This is a genomic window from Actibacterium pelagium, assembly GCF_002285415.1.
Taxonomy (GTDB): Bacteria; Pseudomonadota; Alphaproteobacteria; order Rhodobacterales; family Rhodobacteraceae; genus Actibacterium_B; species Actibacterium_B pelagium.
On sequence record NZ_NSBU01000004.1, the window covers coordinates 508,201 to 528,277 of the forward strand.

General features: G+C 61.0%; 15 protein-coding genes. 14 read left to right on the plus strand and 1 reads right to left on the minus strand.

What is annotated here, in order from left to right; translation table 11 throughout:
• The first annotated feature begins 34 nt into the window (after positions 1-34).
• On the plus strand, positions 35-1,294 hold the full coding sequence (locus tag CLM58_RS02690; protein WP_095594354.1) for a urate hydroxylase PuuD: 1,260 nt from the start codon (positions 35-37) through the stop codon (positions 1,292-1,294).
• Here the strand turns inward: CLM58_RS02690 and CLM58_RS02695 are convergent.
• The gene (locus CLM58_RS02695; protein WP_095594355.1) at positions 1,291-3,441 is read right to left on the minus strand and encodes a malate synthase G; all 2,151 of its coding nucleotides are present in this window, start codon (positions 3,439-3,441) and stop codon (positions 1,291-1,293) included. The two genes, CLM58_RS02690 and CLM58_RS02695, sit on opposite strands and share 4 nt — an antisense overlap.
• 453 nt (positions 3,442-3,894) lie before the next feature.
• Between CLM58_RS02695 and CLM58_RS02700 the strand changes: the two genes are divergently transcribed.
• The 13 genes from CLM58_RS02700 (at position 3,895) to CLM58_RS02760 (ending at position 20,073) form a co-directional block, all read left to right on the plus strand.
• Positions 3,895-4,866 (plus strand): ABC transporter substrate-binding protein, encoded by a 972-nt coding sequence (locus tag CLM58_RS02700; protein WP_095594806.1) that lies wholly within the window; start codon positions 3,895-3,897, stop codon positions 4,864-4,866.
• 43 nt (positions 4,867-4,909) lie between these two features.
• Positions 4,910-5,716 carry an ABC transporter ATP-binding protein gene (locus CLM58_RS02705; protein WP_095594356.1) on the plus strand — a complete coding sequence of 269 codons (807 nt, stop codon included), beginning with the start codon at positions 4,910-4,912 and terminating at the stop codon, positions 5,714-5,716.
• The gene (locus CLM58_RS02710; RefSeq protein ID WP_095594357.1) at positions 5,716-6,480 is read left to right on the plus strand and encodes an ABC transporter permease; all 765 of its coding nucleotides are present in this window, start codon (positions 5,716-5,718) and stop codon (positions 6,478-6,480) included. The genes CLM58_RS02705 and CLM58_RS02710 overlap by 1 nt, the downstream gene beginning before the upstream one ends.
• Before the next feature lie 213 nt (positions 6,481-6,693).
• Positions 6,694-8,079: a xanthine dehydrogenase small subunit gene (gene xdhA / locus CLM58_RS02715; protein WP_095594358.1), complete on the plus strand. Its 1,386-nt coding sequence runs from the start codon at positions 6,694-6,696 to the stop codon at positions 8,077-8,079.
• Entirely contained in the window at positions 8,076-10,349 is a 2,274-nt protein-coding gene (gene xdhB / locus CLM58_RS02720) for a xanthine dehydrogenase molybdopterin binding subunit (protein WP_095594359.1), read from the plus strand. Before xdhA ends, xdhB begins: the two co-directional genes overlap by 4 nt.
• Positions 10,346-11,305 (plus strand): xanthine dehydrogenase accessory protein XdhC, encoded by a 960-nt coding sequence (gene xdhC, locus CLM58_RS02725; RefSeq protein ID WP_095594360.1) that lies wholly within the window; start codon positions 10,346-10,348, stop codon positions 11,303-11,305. The genes xdhB and xdhC overlap by 4 nt, the downstream gene beginning before the upstream one ends.
• A complete protein-coding gene (locus tag CLM58_RS02730) occupies positions 11,283-12,794 on the plus strand; it encodes an ABC transporter ATP-binding protein (RefSeq protein ID WP_229666182.1) in 1,512 nt (503 codons plus the stop codon). The genes xdhC and CLM58_RS02730 overlap by 23 nt, the downstream gene beginning before the upstream one ends.
• Complete coding sequence (locus CLM58_RS02735; RefSeq protein ID WP_095594361.1) at positions 12,791-13,876, plus strand: ABC transporter permease; 1,086 nt, start codon at positions 12,791-12,793, stop codon at positions 13,874-13,876. The genes CLM58_RS02730 and CLM58_RS02735 overlap by 4 nt, the downstream gene beginning before the upstream one ends.
• On the plus strand, positions 13,876-14,808 hold the full coding sequence (locus CLM58_RS02740; RefSeq protein WP_095594362.1) for an ABC transporter permease: 933 nt from the start codon (positions 13,876-13,878) through the stop codon (positions 14,806-14,808). Before CLM58_RS02735 ends, CLM58_RS02740 begins: the two co-directional genes overlap by 1 nt.
• A 32-nt stretch (positions 14,809-14,840) precedes the next feature.
• Positions 14,841-15,914 (plus strand): BMP family ABC transporter substrate-binding protein, encoded by a 1,074-nt coding sequence (locus CLM58_RS02745; protein ID WP_095594363.1) that lies wholly within the window; start codon positions 14,841-14,843, stop codon positions 15,912-15,914.
• Between the two features lie 167 nt (positions 15,915-16,081).
• The gene (gpmI, locus tag CLM58_RS02750) at positions 16,082-17,602 is read left to right on the plus strand and encodes a 2,3-bisphosphoglycerate-independent phosphoglycerate mutase (protein ID WP_095594364.1); all 1,521 of its coding nucleotides are present in this window, start codon (positions 16,082-16,084) and stop codon (positions 17,600-17,602) included.
• Positions 17,599-18,735 carry a murein hydrolase activator EnvC family protein gene (locus tag CLM58_RS02755; protein ID WP_095594365.1) on the plus strand — a complete coding sequence of 379 codons (1,137 nt, stop codon included), beginning with the start codon at positions 17,599-17,601 and terminating at the stop codon, positions 18,733-18,735. Before gpmI ends, CLM58_RS02755 begins: the two co-directional genes overlap by 4 nt.
• 6 nt (positions 18,736-18,741) lie before the next feature.
• Entirely contained in the window at positions 18,742-20,073 is a 1,332-nt protein-coding gene (locus CLM58_RS02760) for a S41 family peptidase (protein WP_095594366.1), read from the plus strand.
• Positions 20,074-20,077: the final 4 nt, after the last annotated feature.

The following is a 20,077-nucleotide window of genomic DNA, read 5'->3' on the forward strand; positions in this document are numbered from 1 at the left end:
GCTATAGAGGGGCAAGAGTTTTCGGAGACCGCCAATGCAAGACCTTCTGATCATCTGGGACTGGCTGGAATTTGCCGTGCGCTGGCTGCACGTCATCACTGCAATCGCGTGGATCGGGTCGTCGTTCTACTTCATTGCGCTTGATCTGGGTCTGCGCAAAACGCCCAACCTGCCGGTTGGTGCCCATGGCGAGGAATGGCAGGTGCATGGCGGGGGGTTCTACCACGTTCAGAAATACCTCGTGGCGCCCGAGAACATGCCCGACCATCTGACTTGGTTTAAATGGGAAAGCTATTCGACCTGGTTGTCAGGCGCGGCGCTGTTGATGATCGTCTACTGGGCGGGCGGAGAGCTGTATCTGATCGACGCCAGCAAGGCTGATCTGGCGCTTTGGCAAGGGATTTTGATCTCGGCCCTGTCGCTGACCGTGGGCTGGATCGTCTATGACCGGCTGTGCAAATCGGGGCTGGCCGAGAACCCAACCGTTCTGATGGTGCTGCTGTTCGTGCTGCTGGTGGCGATGGGCTATGGCTATAACCAGATCTTCACGGGCCGCGCCGTCATGCTGCATCTGGGGGCGTTCACCGCCACGATCATGACGGCCAACGTGTTCTTCATCATCATGCCGAACCAGCGCATCGTGGTGAAAGACCTGCAAGAGGGCCGCACGCCCGACGCCAAATACGGCAAAATCGCCAAGCTGCGGTCAACTCATAACAACTATCTGACCCTGCCGGTCGTGTTCCTGATGCTATCGAACCACTATCCGCTGGCCTTTGGCACAGAGTACAATTGGGTCATTGCGGCGTTGGTCTTCCTGATGGGGGTCACGATCCGGCATTACTTCAACACCCGTCACGCCCGCGCGGGAAACCCGACGTGGACGTGGCTGGCCACCGTCATCCTGTTCCTGCTGGTGATGTGGATTTCGACCCTGCCACTGCGACAGGACACTTACGAGGAATCCGAGGCGCGTGAGTTGACCAAAACCGAACAGGTCTTTGCAAGCGCCGAGGGGTTTGAAGACATCACGTCGATCGTCCCCGGCCGTTGCGCGATGTGTCACGCGCGCGAACCCTTCTATGATGGCATCCGCCGTGCGCCAAAGGGTATCTTGCTGGAAACGCCGGCCGACATCGCTCATGCCGCCCGGCTGATCTATTTGCAATCCGGCGTCAGCACCGCGATGCCGCCCGCCAACGTGTCCTACATGGAAGAGGATGAGCGGCGCGCGATCATCAACTGGTATCGCAACGCCGCAAAAGACCTTCCCTTCCGAATCAGCGCGAACTAGGTCGCGGCGGCCTTAAGCTTCAAGCGATAGCTATGCAGCAGCGGCTCGGTATAGCCCGACGGCTGGGTGGCGCCTTGCAGCACCAGATCACGCGCGGCGGCAAAGGCAAAGGACCCTTCGCCATCCCCCATTGGAATATACCCCGGATCGCCTTCGTTCTGACGATCCACGACCTGTGCCATCTCGTGCAGGGCCGCAAGAATGTCATCCTCTGAGACCAGCCCGTGATGCAGCCAGTTGGCCAGAAGCTGGGCGCTGATCCGACAGGTTGCACGGTCCTCCATCTGGCCGACATCATTGATATCGGGCACTTTCGAACAGCCAACACCTTGGTTCACCCAACGCACGACATAGCCCAGAATGCCCTGCGCGTTGTTGCGCAGTTCCTGCTGGATGTCCTCATCGGTCAGGTTGCGCCCGCGCTGAACCGGGTAGGTCAGCAGATCGCTTAGGCTGCCTCGCGGACCGCCTGCGGCCAGTTCAGCCTGCCGCGCGGCCACGTCCACCTTGTGATAGTGCGTCGCGTGCAAGACAGCGGCGGTGGGCGAGGGCACCCATGCGCAGTTCGCGCCCGACATCGGATGACCGATCTTGGCCTCCAGCATGTCGGCCATCAGGTCGGGCATGGCCCACATGCCCTTGCCGATCTGCGCCTTGCCGGCAAAGCCACAGGATAGCGCGATATCGACATTGCGATCCTCATAGGTGGACAGCCACTTGGCGGATTTCATATCGGCCTTGGGCACCATCAACCCGGCTTCCATCGAAGTGTGAATCTCGTCCCCGGTCCGATCCAGGAAGCCGGTGTTGACGAAGATGATCCGGTGTTTTGCGGCACGGATACACTCTTTGAGGTTCACGCTGGTCCGGCGCTCCTCGTCCATCACACCCATTTTCACGGTGTTGCGGGGCAGGCCAAGAATATCTTCGACCGCGCCGAACAGCTCGTTGGTAAAGGTAACCTCGGCCGAGCCATGCATCTTGGGCTTCACGATATAGACCGATCCAGCCGGAGAATTGAGACGCGCGCCGTTCAGGTCGTGCATCGCAATCGCGACGGTGAACATCGCGTCCATGATGCCTTCGGGAATTTCGTTGCCCTCGGGGTCCAGAACCGCCGGGGTCGTCATCAGGTGACCCACGTTGCGCACGAACATCAGCGCGCGGCCCTTCAGGATGGCGCTGCCACCGTCGGGGGTCGTGAACTGCAGATCGTCTTCCAGTTTGCGGTCGACGGTCTGAGAACCTTTCTTGAACGACACCGAAAGATCGCCGCGCATCAGGCCCAGCCAGTTGCGGTAGACAAGCGTTTTGTCTTCGCCATCAACGGCGGCGACACTGTCTTCGCAATCCATGATGGCGGTCAGGGCGGCCTCCATCTTGACGTCACTGACGCCGGCCTTGTCCATCTGCCCGATGGTGTGATCTGGGTTGATCTCGATGATGATGTGCAACCCGTTGTTCTGCAGCACCAGCGACTGCGGAGCATCAGGCGCACCAGTGTAGCCTGCGAAAGCGGCAGGTGTTGCCAGCGGAGTCGATACGCCATTCACGGTGGCGACGAACTGCCCGTCTTCGACAGTGTAGCTGCTGACATCGGCATGGCTTGCGCCTGCCAGCGGAACAGCCTCGTCCAGAAACGCGCGGACCCAGGCGATGACTTTGGCCCCGCGTTCCGCGTCGAACCCGCCCGCTTTCGGTGTGCCGCTAATGGCGTCGGTCCCATAAAGGCTATCGTACAGGCTGCCCCAACGCGCATTCGCTGCGTTCAGTGCAAAACGCGCGTTCGAGATCGGAACCACCAGCTGCGGTCCGCAGATCTGGGCAACCTCGGGATCGACCCCTTCCGGAGAAATTTTAAAGTCGCCGCCCTCGGGCTCGATATACCCGATCTCACGAAGGAACTCTTCGTAGGCCGCCGGGTCCGCGCCATTCGACGGGTCCTTGTGCCAGTTCGAAATCGCGGACTGAATGTCCTCGCGTTTGGCAAGCAATGCCTTGTTGCGCGGAGCGAACTCGGCAACCAGTTTCGCAAGACCGTCCCAGAAGGCCTCGGCAGACACTCCTGTGCCTTCGAGCATCTCTGTCTCGACAAATTCATGAAGGTCGTCGGCAACCGACAGACCACTTTTCGTTAGAAGCGCCATCTTTATCCCTGCAGTTCCGGAATTATTGTGAAAACACCATATAGAAGCGCCTTTGACTTGGTCCACCCCACGTAGGCGCACAGAAACACCTTTGGCATAAGGCTATTCCGAAAGGTCTTTCGCCTTTTTTTGATAGACCGCGCCTACGGAAAGCGGATTAAGCTGTCGCCTGAACGGCGATTTGAGGTGGGCGCAAGGGACCGGGTGCGAAATAGGCGGACAACAGTAAGGACCGTGCAGCACGCGTAAGTTTGGCTAGCAACTGATCGTAAATTCATCAAAAATGCCCCGCATTGGGGAAAAAATAAGCGCGGAACAGCAATCGAACCGGGAAATTGTTAATCCTATCCACTGTCTGGAACCGCAGCCCTAAGAATTTGAACGTACCCAACGTAGGAGGTCCACTTGTTCAACCGTTTCATCTCTGCAGCTTTCGCTGCCTCTGTTGCTGTCATGGGCGTGTCCGCGCCCGCTTCGGCAGAGACCAAAGTTCCCTTCGCCCTTGATTGGAAGTTCGAAGGCCCATCCGCCCCCTATTTCCACGCCGTTGATGCGGGCCTGTTCGGGGCTGCCGGTCTGGATGTGGAAATCTCGGAAGGCAAAGGGTCGCTGGACGCGATCCCGAAGGTCGCGACCGGTGCGTTCCCAATCGGCTTTGCGGATATCAACAGCCTGATGCGCTTTTTGGATCAAAACCCTGACGCGCCGGTGAAGGCCGTCATGATGGTCTATGACAAGCCGCCATTTGCCGTTGTTGGCCGCAAATCGCTGGGCATTGAAGCCCCGAAAGACCTTGAGGGCAAGGTTCTGGGCGCTCCGCCCCCCGATGGTGCCTGGGCGCAATTCCCGATCTTCGCCGCCGAAAACGGCCTGAATGTCGATGCGATCACGGTCGAGCCGGTTGGCTTCCCAACCCGCGAGCCGATGCTAGCCGAGGGCAAAGTGGCCGCTGTCACCGGGTTCTCGTTCTCGTCGACCCTGAACCTGAAGCGTCTTGGCGTGCCGATGGACGATCAAAGCGTTCTGTTGATGGCTGACTATGGCGTTGCGCTTTATGGTAACGCGATCATCGTGAACACCGACTTTGCCAGTGCCAATCCCGAGGTGATCACCGGTTTCCTTGGAGCGGTTGCTGCCGGCTGGAAAGAGGCGATCGCCAACCCGGGTGCCGCCGTTGAAGCGCTGATCAAACGCAACCCGGCCGCGGATCCCGATCTGGAGACCGAGCGCCTGCAGATGGCAATCGATGCCAACGTCCTGACCGACTATGTCATGGCGAACGGTATGGGAGGGATCGACGCGGACCGCATGGCCACCGCGATCGAACAGACCAAGTCGGTCTACGAGTTCAACTCGGAGCCTGATGCGTCGAAGTATTTCGACGACAGCTATCTGCCTGCCGCTGACGCGCGTATGCTGAAGTAAAGGTGACAGACGCCGGCGTTTGTCGCCGGCGTCCTTCCTCCACATGGAAAATCTCATTGAAATAAAAGGCGTCACCCACGCCTATAAGACCCCGAACGGCCTGTTGCCGGTTCTGGACGATCTGAACGTGACCGTGCCAGAGGGCGAATTCGCTGCCGTCGTCGGCCCCTCGGGCTGTGGCAAGTCTACCCTGACCCGCCTTGTTGCGGGGCTGATGAAACCCGATGAGGGTGAGGTCTGGCTGCATGGCGAGCTGGTGAAATCCCCGCGCAAAACCGTTGGGATGGCTTTCCAGAACCCGGTGCTGCTGGAATGGCGGACCATTCTGGACAACGTGATCCTGCCGCTGGAAATCGTGGCCCCCTCTATGCCGCGCGCCGATCGTATCGCCCGCGCCGAAGAATTGCTGGAACTGGTGGGTCTTGCCGGTTTCGAAGACAAACGCCCGTCAGAACTGTCGGGCGGGATGCGCCAGCGGGCCTCTTTGTGCCGGTCCATCGTGCACAAGCCTGACGTGCTGATCATGGACGAACCGTTTGGTGCCCTTGATGCCTTCACGCGTGAGGATCTGTGGCAGACCATGCACAAACTGCGCGCGCAGGAACCTTTTACCGCCGTGCTGATCACGCATGACCTTCGCGAAAGCGTTTATCTGGGCGATCAGGTCATCGTCCTGTCCGGCCGCCCCGCCACAACGCAATACGTGCTGGACGTGCATTACCCAATGGAAGACGGCGAACGGAAGCTCGACGGGCTGTACTCGCCTGAATGCGCCGAGATGCTGGCGACCCTGCGGGACCAGATCAAGATCGCCCAAGGCCGCGTGCCTGCAGCAGCGGGGGCCGCGTGATGAAGACAGTTCAAAAGATCGCTGTTCCCATGATCGCCATCGGCCTTTTCGTGGCATTTTGGGAGTTCATCGTCTGGTTCAATGGCTGGCCCAACTATGTCATGGCATCGCCGTCCGACCTGCCTGCCGCCTATAGCAAGTTCTGGAACCTGTTCCTGTCGGGCAGCTGGCAAACCCTGTGGCGCACCGTCGCCGGGCTGGGTCTGGCCGTGTTCTTTGGCACGCTACTGGGCATGATCATGGGCTTCTCGCGCGTGGCGCGGGACGGGCTTTACCCGCTTCTGGTCGGCTTCAACGCCATCCCGAAGGCGACGCTGGTGCCGGTTCTGGCCCTGCTGTTCATTGGCGAGCACAACTTCAACACCGTGTTGATGGCCTTTCTGATCTCGTTCTTCCCGATCGCGGTTTCGGTTGGCATCGGCCTGTCGACGCTAGAGCCTGAATACAGGGACATTCTGGCCTCTCTTGGTGCCAGCCGTTTCACGATCTTCCGCAAGATCGCCCTGCCCAAGACCCTGCCAGAGTTCTTCGGGGCCCTTAAGGTCTCGGTCACGCTGGCCTTCATCGGCACCAACCTGGTCGAGATCATCTCGCCGCATGGCAAAGGTTTGGGGGCGCTGTTCCTGTCGGGGCAGACGAACTCTAACTATCCGCTGATGTTCGCGGTCTTGATCGCTTTGGCGGTGCTTGGCATCCTGTTGTACTACTGCGTGGTCGCGCTGGAACGCATCTTCGCGGGCTGGGCTGAACGGCCGCATCAATAGGAAAAGCTTCCAGCCTTGTCCGCGATGTGGGTAGGGCGACTTACCAGTCGATTAATATTTGATCGAATGGTATAAAATTAACACAGCCCGACGGGTGAGAGTGGCGATTTGCCAAAATACTCCGTCAAATAGGGCGACAGCCGCGTCTCCGCTTTACGTCGCATCGGGTGGGGGCGCCGGGGCTGAATGCAGAGAAAGCGGCGGGTCTCGTTCATGGAGATCATATTTCTTCTGAATGGCGAAGAGGTGCGCGTCAGTGGTGCCTCTCCTACTACCACATTACTGGATTGGCTGCGGGAAGAGCGCGGCCTGAAGGGCACCAAGGAAGGGTGTAACGAAGGCGACTGCGGGGCCTGTACGGTCGTGGTCACTCATACGCCCGGCACCGAGAAGGGTGCGCAGGCGGTGAATGCCTGTATTACCTTCCTGCCGCAGCTTCATGGGTTAGCCGTACGCACCATCGAAGGTGTCAGCGGGCCTGACGGGGCGCTTCATCCGATCCAGCAGGCGATGATTGACGAGCATGGCTCGCAATGCGGGTTCTGCACGCCGGGCATTGTGAATTCGCTTGTCGCGGCGCAAATCCGGGGGGATCGCGGTTTCGACCGTGTCTTGTCGGGCAACCTGTGCCGCTGCACCGGCTATGCGCCGATCATCCGCGCGGCGGAAAGCGTTGGCGATGATCCCGAAAGAGACATCCCAAAGTGGCTGCACGAGTTTCCCGCCGATGACCTGGGCGGGTCCATTGCCTGCGCCCCTGAATCGTCGGACGAGCTGGCCGATTGGTACGCGGCCAACCCCGATGCCACCCTGATCGCCGGGGCTACCGACGTGGGTCTGTGGGTCACGAAAGGTCTGCGCGACCTGCCCAAGCCCTGCTTCCTGACCCGATGCTGGGATCTGCACCGCTTTGATTTCTCTGGTGACCAGATGCGCTTTGGCGCGATGGTATCGATCGAAGAGCTGCGCACCCATATCGCCACGGCGCACCCCCACTTTGCCGACATGCTGGACCGGTTTGCCAGCCAGCAGGTCCGTTCGACCGCGACGATTGGCGGGAATATCGCGAATGGCTCGCCCATCGGCGACAGCCCACCCGCGTTGATCGCCCTTGGTGCACGTCTGCATCTGCGCAAAGGCGACACCCGGCGCGAGATCGCGCTGGAAGATTTCTTCATCGACTATGGCAAGCAGGATCGCGCACCCGGAGAGTTCGTCGAGGCGATCTCTATCCCGCGCCAGCCTGACCGCCTGAAATGCTACAAGCTGTCGAAGCGCTTCGATCAGGATATCTCGGCGGTTTGCGGCTGTTTCAATATCACGGTTGAGGGTGGCAAGGTCACCGCCGCCCGCATCGCCTTTGGCGGCATGGCAGGCACCCCCAAACGGGCCAATGCTGTCGAGGCTGCCTTGATCGGGCAGGACTGGACAGAGGCCACTGTGAGTACCGCCTTGCCGAAATTCGCTCAGGACTACACGCCGCTGTCTGACATGCGGGCCTCGGCTGACTATCGCCTGCAAACCGCGCAGAACATGCTGCGCCGGTATTTCCTAGAGGATCAGGGTACAGCCACAAACGTGTTGGAGGTGTCGGTATGAGCGTCGCTAAACCCCTTCCCCACGATTCAGCGCGCGGGCACGTGACGGGTGCGGCCCGCTATGTCGATGACATTCCGGTTCCCGTCGGGTGCCTGCATCTGGCCTTTGGCCTGTCAGAGATCGCGCATGGCCGAGTGACCGAAATGGACCTTTCTGCGGTGAAATCCGCGCCGGGGGTTCGGCTGGTTCTGTCCCCGGACAATCTGATCCCGATGCCCGATTGTTCGCCGTCGATCCATGACGAGCCGCTGCTTGGCGGGCCAGAGGTCAAGTACCTCGGCCAACCCCTGTTCATCGTCGCGGCAACCAGCCATCTGGCAGCCCGGCGCGCGGCGCGTCTGGCCAAGGTCAGCTATGAAAAAGCCCCGGCCATCCTGACGATCGACGACGCTCTTGCGGCGAACAGCCGGTTCGAAGACGGCCCGCGCATCTGGGCACGCGGGGATGCAGAGGCCGCTATCGCCTCGGCCCCGAATATGCTGGAAGGTCAGCTAGAGATTGGCGGGCAAGAGCATTTCTATCTGGAAGGTCAGGCCGCTATGGCCCTGCCGCAAGAGGGGGACGATATGCTCGTTCATTCCTCGACCCAGCACCCGACCGAGATTCAGCACAAGGTGGCCCATGCGCTAGAGGTTCCCATGCATGCGGTCCGGGTCGAAACCCGCCGTATGGGCGGTGGCTTTGGCGGCAAGGAAAGTCAGGGCAACGCGCTGGCGATTGCCTGCGCGATGGCCGCGCGGGCCACGGGCCAGCCCTGCAAGATGCGCTATGACCGCGATGACGACATGATGATCACCGGTAAGCGTCATGACTTCCGGCTGGGGTATCGCGTTGGTTTCGACGATGACGGCCGTGTGCAAGGGATAGAGTTCCTGCACTGGGCGCGATGCGGCTGGGCGCAGGACCTGTCACTGCCGGTTGCCGATCGCGCTATGCTGCATGCGGACAATGCCTATTGGCTGCCGCATGTCCGGATCGAAAGCCACCGGATGAAGACCCACACCCAATCCGCCACCGCTTTTCGCGGCTTCGGCGGGCCGCAGGGGATGATCGGTGTCGAGCGTGTGATGGACCACATCGCCCACCATCTGGGGGCCGACCCGGTCGAGGTGCGGCAGCGGAATTACTATTCCTCGGAAGGGTCAACAACGCCCTATGGTCAGACGGTTGAGGATTTTGAACTCGACGGGATAACAGAGGCGCTTTTGGCCTCTTCCGAATACGCCGCCCGAAAACAGGCCGTGGCGGATTGGAACGCCAAGAACCCGGTTCTGAAGAAGGGGATCGGCTTTAGCCCGGTGAAGTTCGGGATCAGCTTTACGCTGACCCACCTGAACCAGGCGGGGGCCCTCGTGCATGTCTATCAGGACGGTTCGATCCACATGAATCACGGTGGGACAGAGATGGGGCAGGGCCTGTTCCAGAAGGTGTCACAGGTCGCGGCCAGTGTGTTCGGGGTGGACCCGAGCGTCGTGAAAATCACCGCAACAGATACGGCCAAGGTGCCGAATACCTCGGCCACAGCGGCCTCTAGCGGGGCCGATCTGAACGGCATGGCGGTCAAGATCGCCTGTGAGACCCTGCGCACCCGGATTGCAGAGCATCTATCCGAGATCCATCAGGCCGACCCTGCAACGGTGCAATTCGCTGACGGTCAGGTTCGGGTGGGTGATCGCACGATCAGCTTCAGCGACGCCGCGAAAAGCGCCTATGAGGCGCGTATCAGCCTTAGCGCTACTGGGTTCTACAAGACCCCGAAACTGGCATGGGATCGGATCAAGGGCGAAGGCCGCCCGTTCTTCTATTTCGCCTATGGCGCGGCCGTGACCGAGGTGGTCATCGACACGCTGACCGGCGAAAACCGCATCCTGCGCACTGATATCCTGCACGATGCGGGCAACTCTTTGAATCCCGCCCTTGATATCGGGCAGGTCGAAGGGGCCTATGTGCAGGGCGCGGGCTGGCTGACCACCGAAGAGCTTGTCTGGGACAATGACGGTCGCCTGCGCACCCACGCGCCTTCGACGTACAAGATCCCGGCCTGTTCGGACCGGCCCGATCTGTTCAACGTCGATCTTTGGAACCGTGAGAACCGCGAAGAAACCATCTATCGGTCAAAAGCTGTGGGTGAGCCGCCCTTCATGCTGGGCATCTCGGCCTTCATGGCGTTAAGCGATGCGGTCAGCGCCTGCGGTGACACCTATCCAGACCTGCAGGCCCCCGCCACCGCCGAACAGGTGTTGGCAGCCATCGGAAGGGCGCAGCGATGAGCTTCGATCGGGACACCCTGCTGGACCTGATCCAAGTTCACGGCCCCGTTGTCCGCGTGGTTGTGGCCCAAGTTGCGGGTTCCACCCCACGCGAGGTCGGCGCAGCGATGGTTGTCTGGGCGGACGGTCAGTCGGGCACAATCGGCGGCGGCGCGCTTGAATTCGAAGCGGCCACTTTGGCCCGGGCGATGCTGGAATCTGGCCGCAAGCAGTCTTTGCAGAAGATCCCGCTTGGCCCGGCACGCGGGCAATGCTGTGGGGGATCGGTCAGCCTGTTGTCCGAGGCCTATGACGAGGCGGCGCTCGCCGAAACCGGCGCGATTGTCGCCCGATCCGTTTCTGGCGACACGGTGATGCCGTTGCGGGTTCAGAAGCTGCTGGCCCAGATGCGCAACGGAACCACACCGCTGGCCCCGCAACTGCTGGATGGTTGGATGGTAGAGCCTTTGGCCAACCCCTCTCGCCCGATATGGGTTTGGGGTGCGGGCCATGTGGGTCGAGCTATCGTGCAGGTCATGGCACCACTGCCGGATTTCGCGGTGACGTGGGTGGATACCGGCGCAGACCGTTTCCCGGCGGACATCCCTAAGGGAGTGAACCAACTGGTCGCCGCCAAGCCTGCTGATGTGGTCCGATTTGCCCCCCGAAACGCCGAACACCTGATCCTGACCTACAGCCATCCGCTGGATCTAGAGCTGTGTCATCAGGTGCTGCACCACGGTTTTTCCTTCGCCGGAGTCATCGGCTCGGCGACCAAATGGGCGCGCTTTAGGAAACGGCTGCGTGATCTGGGCCACTCTGAAGCCCAAATTTCACGCATTTGTTGTCCAATTGGGCAACCAGAGCTTGGAAAACACCCGCAGGCAATTGCCGTCGGCGTCACCTCCGAGTTACTAAAAGGTCAACCAGAACAAACAACAGGGGAATTGCCGGGTGACAGCGCTGTTGAAACTTGAAGGGCTGACGAAAGCCTATCCCGGTGTCGTGGCCAATGACGATGTCTCGTTCGAGATTCGTAAGGGCGAGGTTCATGCCTTGCTGGGCGAGAACGGCGCTGGCAAATCGACCCTTGTGAAAATGATCTACGGGCTGGTCAAACCCGACCGTGGACAGATGGAGTTCGATGGCGTGCCCTTCGCCCCGGTCGAGCCACGCGCGGCGCGGGCCACCGGCGTCGCGATGGTGTTCCAGCATTTCTCGTTGTTTGAGGCGCTGGACGTGGCTGAGAATGTCGCCCTGGGGATGGAAAACCCCCCGTCGCAGCGCGAACTGGCCGCCCGTATCCGCGAGGTTAGCGAGGCTTACGGCCTGCCGCTGGACCCGCATCGCACCGTTGGAGACCTTAGCGCCGGCGAGCGTCAGCGGGTCGAGATCATTCGCTGCCTTCTGCAGGACCCCAAGCTTCTGATCATGGACGAACCGACCAGTGTTCTGACCCCGCAAGAGGTTGAAATCCTGTTCCAAACCCTGCGCAAGCTACAGTCCGAAGGCACCTCTATCCTGTATATCTCGCATAAGCTGGAAGAAATCCGCGCGCTTTGTGATGGTGCGACGGTTCTGCGGCTTGGCAAAGTGGTCGGCCGCTGCGACCCGCGCGAGAAATCGGCCGCCGAATTGGCCGAGATGATGGTGGGCAGCAAGCTGCAACCGCCCATACGCGACGCCCATGAACCGGGTGACGTGGTGCTAGAGGTCTCGAACCTCTCTCAGGCCTCGCATTCGGCATTTGGGACGGCGTTGAAGGATATCTCTTTTACTGTCCGCGCGGGTGAGGTTTTGGGCATCGGTGGTGTTGCGGGCAACGGGCAGGACGAATTGCTGTCGGCCCTGTCGGGTGAAAGCCCTGCCGCCCGCCACGCGGTTAAGATCGGTGGGGAAGAGATCGGGCATATGGGCCCCAACCAGCGTCGCCAGATCGCGGTTCTGGCCGCCCCCGAAGAACGGCTTGGCCATGCTGCCGCGCCGGGGATGAGCCTGACCGAAAATGCCTTGCTGACCGGCGCAGTCCGGCAGGGTCTGACCAAGAACGGGTTCCTGAAGTGGGGCGATACCCGCGCCTTTGCGGAACTGATCATCAAGGAATTCGACGTTCGCACGCCGGGCCCCGAAAACGCGGCGCGGTCCCTGTCGGGCGGCAACCTGCAGAAATTCGTGATCGGACGAGAGGTCCTGCAGCGCCCCGAGGTTCTGGTGGTGAACCAGCCGACGTGGGGCGTTGACGCCTCTGCCGCTGCAGCGATCCGCCAGTCGATCCTAGATCTGGCCGAGGCCGGCGCGGCGATCGTCGTAATCTCGCAGGATTTGGATGAGCTTATGGAAATCTCGGACCGTTTCGCGGCCCTGAACGAAGGGCGCATGTCTAAGCCGCAACCGGCACGCGGCCTGACCATGGAAGAGATCGGCCTGATGATGGGCGGCGCCCATGACATGGAGGTGGCATCATGATCCGTCTGGAAAAACGCCCCTCGCCGTCACGCTTCTGGGCGGCAGCTACCCCGGTTCTGGCCGTTATCGCGACGATGATCGCGGGCGGTATCCTGTTCGCGGCCCTTGGCAAGAACCCGTTCGAAGCCATTCGCACCATTTTCTGGGACCCGCTGTTCCATGAAAGCTTTGCCGCTTATTCCCGCCCACAACTTCTGGTCAAAGCCGGGCCGCTGATCCTGATCGCCATCGGCTTGTCGATGGGCTTTCGCGCTGGCATCTGGAACATCGGGGCCGAGGGTCAGTACATCATGGGTGCCATCTTTGGCGCGGGGGCTGGTCTGGCCTTTTACCCGTCGGAAAGCTTCCTGATCTTCCCGCTGATGGTGGTTGCAGGGGCCGTTGGGGGTTGGGCCTGGGCGATGATCCCGGCGGTCTTGAAAACCAAGTTCGGGACCAATGAAATCCTTGTCTCGCTGATGCTGGTCTATGTGGCCGAGAACATCTTGGCCTCGGTTTCTTCTGGTCTGTTGCAAAACCCCGATGGCATGGGCTTCCCCGGCAGCCGGAACTTCGGTCAGTGGCCTGCCGCGGCCAACACCGAGATTTTCGTGAATTCCGGTATGCATTGGGGCGTCGTGACCGCGTTTATCGTGGTGATCTTCGCCTATGTCATGCTGACGCGCCACATCCTTGGCTTCCAGATCCGCCTGACCGGGGAAAGCCCGCGTGCGGCACGGTTTGCTGGTGTGAACCCGACCCGTCTGATCCTGATCTGCCTTGGCCTTTCGGGTGCTCTGGCCGGGATGGCAGGCTTGTTCGAGGTCTCTGGCCCCGCCGGTCAGATCAGCATCGACTTCGGCTCTGGCTATGGCTTCACCGCGATCATCGTGGCCTTCCTAGGTCGCTTGAACCCGATCGGCATCCTGCTGGCGGGTCTTCTGATGGCGCTGACCTATATCGGCGGCGAGCTTGCACAGCTGATGCTGGGCCTGCCCTCGGCCGCGATCCAGCTGTTCCAAGGCATGCTGTTGTTCTTCCTGCTTGCGATGGACGTGCTGTCCAATTATCGCATCCGCATCGGCAAAACGGAGGTCGCGTGATGGACCTTTCTTCGATCAACCCCGTCTTTCTGATTGCCTCACTAATGGTGGCGGCAACCCCGATCCTTCTGGCCGCATTGGGCGAGATGGTGGTCGAGAAAGCCGGTGTCCTGAACCTTGGTGTTGAAGGCATGATGATCACCGGCGCGGTCTGTGGGTTCATCGTCGCGGTGGAAAGCGGCAGCCCGACGCTTGGCTTCATCTGCGCGGCCCTGGGCGGCGCGCTTTTGTCGTTGCTTTTTGGTGTGCTGACCCAGTTCCTTTTGTCGAACCAAGTGGCCACCGGTCTGGGTCTGACCCTGTTCGGTCTGGGCCTGTCGGCGCTGATGGGGCAGGGCTATATCGGGATCAAAGCACCCGAGGTATTTCGGCTGGATATCCCGGTCATCTCTGACATTCCGGTCCTTGGGCCGATCCTGTTTTCCCATGATCTGATGGTCTATCTGTCGCTGGCTCTGGTCGCCGGGGTCTGGGCCGGGCTGAAATATACCCGCGCCGGGATGATCCTGCGCGCGGTGGGGGAAAACCACGATGCGGCCCATGCTTTGGGTTATAAGGTTGTGCGCATCCGCCTGATGGCGATTGCTTTTGGCGGGGCCTGCGCAGGGCTGGGCGGGGCATACCTCAGCCTGATCCGTGTTCCGCAATGGACCGAGGGCATGACCGCAGGGGCTGGCTGGATCGCGCTGGCGCTGGTGGTTTTTGCCAGCTGGAAAGCGGGCCGCGTCCTGCTTGGCGCCTATCTGTTCGGCGGAATTACGGTATTGCAGCTGAACCTACAGGCCGCAGGTGTTGCAATTCCTGTCGAATATCTGTCGATGTCGCCCTACTTGATCACTATAATCGTTCTGGTCATCATCTCTGCCGATAAGAGTCGGGCTGCGCTAAACGCCCCGGCGTCTTTGGGCCGAAGTTTCCACGCCTCTAACTAGGGGCAACTGCTTAACCAACCTGGGAGTAATCCATGAAAATCACCACCATTCTGACAGGGGCCGCCCTTGCCCTTGGTCTGGCAGGCGCTGCTGCTGCCCAAGACAAACTGAAAGTGGGCTTTGTCTATGTGGGCCCCGTCGGCGACGGCGGCTGGACCTACGAACACGATCAAGGCCGTCTGGCCGTGGAAGAAGCCTTGGGTGACAAGGTCGAAACCATCTATCAGGAAAGCGTCCCAGAAGGTGCAGACTCCGAACGCGTGATGACCCAGATGGCCCTGTCCGGCGCCAAGCTTATCTTCACCACCTCGTTTGGTTACATGGACCCGACCATCAACGTTGCGGCCAAGTTCCCCGATGTGAAATTCGAGCACGCCACTGGCTATAAGCGCGCGGACAACGTCTCGACCTATTCGGCGCGTTTCTACGAAGGCCGTGCGGTTCAGGGCCACATCGCAGGCAAGATGACCAAGACCAACAAGATTGGTTACATCGCTTCCTTCCCGATCCCGGAAGTTATCCGTGGCATCAACTCTGCCTATATCCACGCCAAGAAAGTGAACCCCGATGTCGAGTTCTCGATCGTTTGGGCCTACACATGGTTCGACCCGGCGAAAGAGGCTGACGCAGCCAAAGCGCTGATCGAACAGGGCGCCGACGTGATCCTGCAGCACACCGACTCGACCGCGCCTCAGGCCGCGGCAGAGCAGGCGGGCGGCGTTGTCACCTTCGGTCAGGCCTCGGATATGGCGGAATACGCGCCGTTCCCGCGCGTCAGCTCGATCATCGACAACTGGGCGCCTTACTATGTTGCCCGGACCCAAGCGGTTCTGGACGGCACTTGGGAAAGCGTCGACACCTGGGACGGTATCCCCACCGGCATGGTTGAAATCGGTGAGATCACCGACGCGGTTCCGGCCGACGTGAAAGCCGAAGCTCTGGCAATGATCGAAGCCATGCGCACCGGCGATTACCACCCGTTCACCGGCCCGCTGAAAAAGCAGGACGGCAGCGACTGGCTTGCAGACGGCGAAGTAGCAGATGACGGCACTCTGGCCGGCATGAGCTTCTATGTCGAAGGCCTGACCGGCGACATCCCGAACTAATATTCCGGATGACCCAATAGAAAGGCCCGCCGTCGTGCGGGCCTTTTTTGATTCAGGGGCGACAGTTCTGCGAATTGTCGGCGCAAATGATTGAACTGCGGCAAGCGCAAGTTTACATGGGGTCAACAAGCCCTGAAAGCCGACGCCGTCTTTGAAGGAGACCCCACATGGCCGCCCCCAAACCTGTTGTTTTGTGTATTCTCGATGGCTGGGGCGCGCGGAGCGAGGCCGAGTATAACGCGCCGGTTCAGGCCCATACGCCGACATTCGACGCGATCATGGCCGATTGCCCCAGTGCAACGCTGATCACCCACGGTCCGGATGCCGGGCTGCCTTCGGGCCAGATGGGCAATTCTGAGGTCGGCCACACCAACATTGGTGCCGGTCGCGTTGTTGCGATGGATCTGGGCCAGATTGATCTGGCGATCGAAGATGGCTCTTTCGCGAAAAACGAGGCGCTGCAGGATTTCATTGCCAAGCTCAAGGCCACCGATGGAACCGCGCACCTGATGGGTGTGATCTCGGATGGTGGGGTGCATGGCCACATCAATCACGTTCTGGCCGCGGCAGAGGTTATCACCTCGGCGGGTGTACCGGTCTCCATTCACGCGATCACCGATGGCCGCGATGTGGCCCCGAAATCGGCCGATGCCTTCATCCCCGAACTGGTCGCCAAACTGCCCGAGGGCGCAACCGTCGCCACGGTAATTGGCCGCTATTATGCCATGGACCGCGACAACCGGTGGGAGCGCGTTCAACAAGCCTATGACGCGATGATCAAGGGCGAGGGGCTTAGCGCAGGCTCGGCCACCGCCGCCGTGACAGAGGCCTATGCTCGTGAGGAAAGCGACGAGTTCATCAACGCCACCGTGATTGGCGATTTTGCAGGCGTGAAGGACGGCGACGGCATCTTCTGCCTGAACTTCCGCGCTGACCGCGCGCGCGAAATTCTGCGCGGTATCGGCGAGCCGGGGTTCACCGATTTCAATACCGGCCCCCGCCCGAACCTTGCCGCGCTTTTGGGCATGGTCGAATATTCGGACGGCCATAACGACTATATGACCACGGCTTTCCCGAAGCGCGAGATCGTGAACACTTTGGGTGCGTGGGTGGCCAAACACGGTCGGACCCAGTTCCGGCTGGCCGAGACCGAGAAATACCCCCATGTCACCTTCTTCCTGAACGGTGGCAAAGAGGTCCCCGAGACGGGCGAAGACCGCTTCATGCCGAAATCGCCCAAGGTCGCGACCTATGACCTGCAGCCGGAAATGTCCTCGGTCGAGGTGACGGACAAGTTCGTCGAGGCCATTCAGAAAGGCTATGACCTGATCGTTGTGAACTATGCCAACCCTGACATGGTTGGCCACACCGGCGACCTGAACGCGGCGATCAAGGCGTGCGAGGCGGTGGACGCCGGGCTCGCCCGGGTCCTGCCCGCGCTGAAAGCGGCTGGCGGCGCGATGGTTGTCACCGCCGACCATGGCAACTGCGAGCTGATGTGGGACGAAGAGACCAACGGCCCACACACCGCCCATACGCTGAACCCGGTGCCTGTCGCCCTGATCGGCGGTCCCGAAGGTGCCCGCCTGCGCACGGGCCGTCTGGCTGACTTGGCGCCGACTGTTCTGGCGTTGATGGGGCTGGAAAAACCCGCCGAGATGACCGGGGAAAGCCTGATCGAAGCATGATCGCGCGCTGGGTCCTGACCATTGCCCTTGCCGCAATGACGGCGGGGGCAGGCCTTGCCCAGGATGATCCGGGTTTGCAGGCGCGTCTGGCCACCGAAAAGCTGGACGCTGCTGCCCTGTCCCTGACACGGGCCCAAAAGGGGCGCGACCGGGTCAAGGCGCTGGTCCGCACGGTTCAGGCCTATGAGGCCGGGTTGTCTGCCCTGCGTGAAGGGCAGCGGCAGGTCGCCCTGCGCGAAGCCGCGCTGAGCCAATCCTTGTCCAAGGAAGAGGCTCGCCTGTCCCGCCTTCTGGGCGCGCTTCAGGCCCAGCAAACCTCGCCCGAGGCGATGGTTTTGATGCATCCAGCTGGTCCCGTGGCCTCGGCCCGGGCGGGGATGCTGATGGCGCAGGCCGCGCCCGCCTTGCAGACAGACGTGGCCGCGCTGCGTGACCAGATGCAGGAATTGCAGCAGTTGCGCACCGTGCAATTGGCCGCCGCTGCCAAGTTGACCGAAGGTCTAATCGGCGCGCAAGAGGCCCGCACCGCCCTGTCCTTTGCTGTGGCCGAGCGTAAGGACCTGCCGCCGCGCTTCGCCGCCGACCCCACCGCCATGCGCCAGCTTCTGGAAAGCAGCGACACCATGCAAAGCTTTGCTGACGGTCTGCTTTCGACCCCGCTGCCCGCCGGGGACAGGCCGATCCTGTCCTTCAAGGCGCTGAAAGGCACCTTGCCGCTGCCCGTCCGTGGAACCCTGTTGCGCGGTTTCAACAAAGCGGATGCCGCGGGTATCCCGCGTCCGGGCGTGATCCTGTCGACCGAGGCCCAAGCGCTGGTCACGGCCCCCTCGGGCGGAACCATCCGCTATGTCGGGCCGCTTCTGGACTACGGAAATGTGATTATTGTCGAGCCGGAACAAAGCTATCTTGTGGTTCTGGCGGGTATCGCAGAGGTTTTCGTGAAGACCGGACAGGTTCTGAGAACCGGCGATGCACTGGGTCTGATGAGCAAGGACACGCTAAATGCACAGGGTTTTGACCCTAAAATACAACAAGATGGTGGAAACCCGACCCCAGAGACGCTTTATATTGAGGTAAGAGAGGGCAACATGCCCGTGGACCCGGCTGCGTGGTTCAGGTTCAACAAGGATTAGGATGAGATGAAGAAATTTGTCATGGCCGCAATGCTCGGCACCGTCGCCGGGGCTGTAATGACCACTCAGGTCGCAGGCCCCCTGCTGGCGCAGGAAGCCAAGGAAGAGGTCTCGGTCTACGAACAGCTGGACCTGTTCGGTGATATCTTCGAACGCATCCGTGCCCAGTATGTCGAAGAAGTTGATGACGGCGAGCTGATCGAGGCCGCGATCAATGGCATGCTGCAGTCGTTGGACCCGCATTCCAGCTATCTGCCGCCGCAGGACTTTGACGACATGCAGGTTCAGACCCGCGGTGAATTTGGCGGTCTTGGCATCGAGGTCACGCAGGAAGAGGGCTTTGTAAAGGTTGTCTCGCCCATCGACGACACCCCGGCGGACGAGGCCGGTATTCTGGCGGGCGACTTCATCACCCATGTCGATGGTGAAAGCGTTCTGGGCCTGACCCTGAACGAAGCTGTCGAACAGATGCGCGGCCCGGTCGGATCCGAGATCGTGATCACGGTCGTGCGCGAAGGCGTGGACGAACCCTTTGACGTCACCATCGTCCGCGACACGATCAAGCTGACCGCTGTCCGTTCGCGCGTGCAGGGTGAAACCGTCGTTCTGCGGATTACCACGTTCAACGACCAGACCTCGCCCAACCTTGAAGAGAAGTTCAACGAAGCCGTGGAAGAGCTTGGCGGTCTGGACAATGTCAACGGCGTTGTCATCGACCTGCGCAACAACCCCGGTGGTCTGCTGACCGAGGCGATCGCCGTTTCGGACGCCTTCCTTGATGCGGGCGAGATCGTCTCGACCCGTGGCCGCGACCCGCGCGACAGCGACCGGTTCAACGCCACCAAGGGCGACCTGACCGAGGGCAAGCCGCTTGTCGTGCTGATTAACGGCGGGTCTGCCTCGGCCTCTGAGATCGTTGCGGGTGCGCTGCAGGATCACCGCCGCGCGATCATCGTCGGCACCAAGAGCTTTGGTAAAGGTTCGGTCCAGACCGTGATGCCGCTGCGGGGCAATGGCGCGATGCGCCTGACCACCGCGCGTTACTACACGCCGTCGGGCCGCTCGATCCAGGCGCTTGGCGTTTCGCCCGATATCATCGTCGAACAGCCGCTTCCGGTCACCGAGGAGGTCGAAGAAGAAACACCGCGCAACTCGCGGTCCGAGGCCGACCTGCGCGGTAGCCTCGACAATGACAGCCTGACCGAGGACGAGCGTCGCCAGATCGAAGAAGACCGCGCCCGTGCCGAAGAGGCCGCCGAACTGCGGGAAGAGGATTACCAGCTGGCCTATGCCATCGACATCCTGAAAGGCCTGTCGGCGCTGGACCCGGCTGACTAACCAT

Coding starts and splice junctions, on each gene's coding strand:
- CLM58_RS02710 (WP_095594357.1), top strand. CDS start 5,716: ATGAAGACAGTTCAAAAGATCGCTGTTCCCATGATCGCCATCGGCCTT.
- CLM58_RS02760 (WP_095594366.1), top strand. CDS start 18,742: ATGAAGAAATTTGTCATGGCCGCAATGCTCGGCACCGTCGCCGGGGCT.
- gpmI (WP_095594364.1), top strand. CDS start 16,082: ATGGCCGCCCCCAAACCTGTTGTTTTGTGTATTCTCGATGGCTGGGGC.
- CLM58_RS02745 (WP_095594363.1), top strand. CDS start 14,841: ATGAAAATCACCACCATTCTGACAGGGGCCGCCCTTGCCCTTGGTCTG.
- CLM58_RS02755 (WP_095594365.1), top strand. CDS start 17,599: ATGATCGCGCGCTGGGTCCTGACCATTGCCCTTGCCGCAATGACGGCG.
- xdhA (WP_095594358.1), top strand. CDS start 6,694: ATGGAGATCATATTTCTTCTGAATGGCGAAGAGGTGCGCGTCAGTGGT.
- CLM58_RS02735 (WP_095594361.1), top strand. CDS start 12,791: ATGATCCGTCTGGAAAAACGCCCCTCGCCGTCACGCTTCTGGGCGGCA.
- xdhC (WP_095594360.1), top strand. CDS start 10,346: ATGAGCTTCGATCGGGACACCCTGCTGGACCTGATCCAAGTTCACGGC.
- xdhB (WP_095594359.1), top strand. CDS start 8,076: ATGAGCGTCGCTAAACCCCTTCCCCACGATTCAGCGCGCGGGCACGTG.
- CLM58_RS02690 (WP_095594354.1), top strand. CDS start 35: ATGCAAGACCTTCTGATCATCTGGGACTGGCTGGAATTTGCCGTGCGC.
- CLM58_RS02740 (WP_095594362.1), top strand. CDS start 13,876: ATGGACCTTTCTTCGATCAACCCCGTCTTTCTGATTGCCTCACTAATG.
- CLM58_RS02705 (WP_095594356.1), top strand. CDS start 4,910: ATGGAAAATCTCATTGAAATAAAAGGCGTCACCCACGCCTATAAGACC.
- CLM58_RS02700 (WP_095594806.1), top strand. CDS start 3,895: ATGGGCGTGTCCGCGCCCGCTTCGGCAGAGACCAAAGTTCCCTTCGCC.
- CLM58_RS02695 (WP_095594355.1), bottom strand. CDS start 3,441: ATGGCGCTTCTAACGAAAAGTGGTCTGTCGGTTGCCGACGACCTTCAT.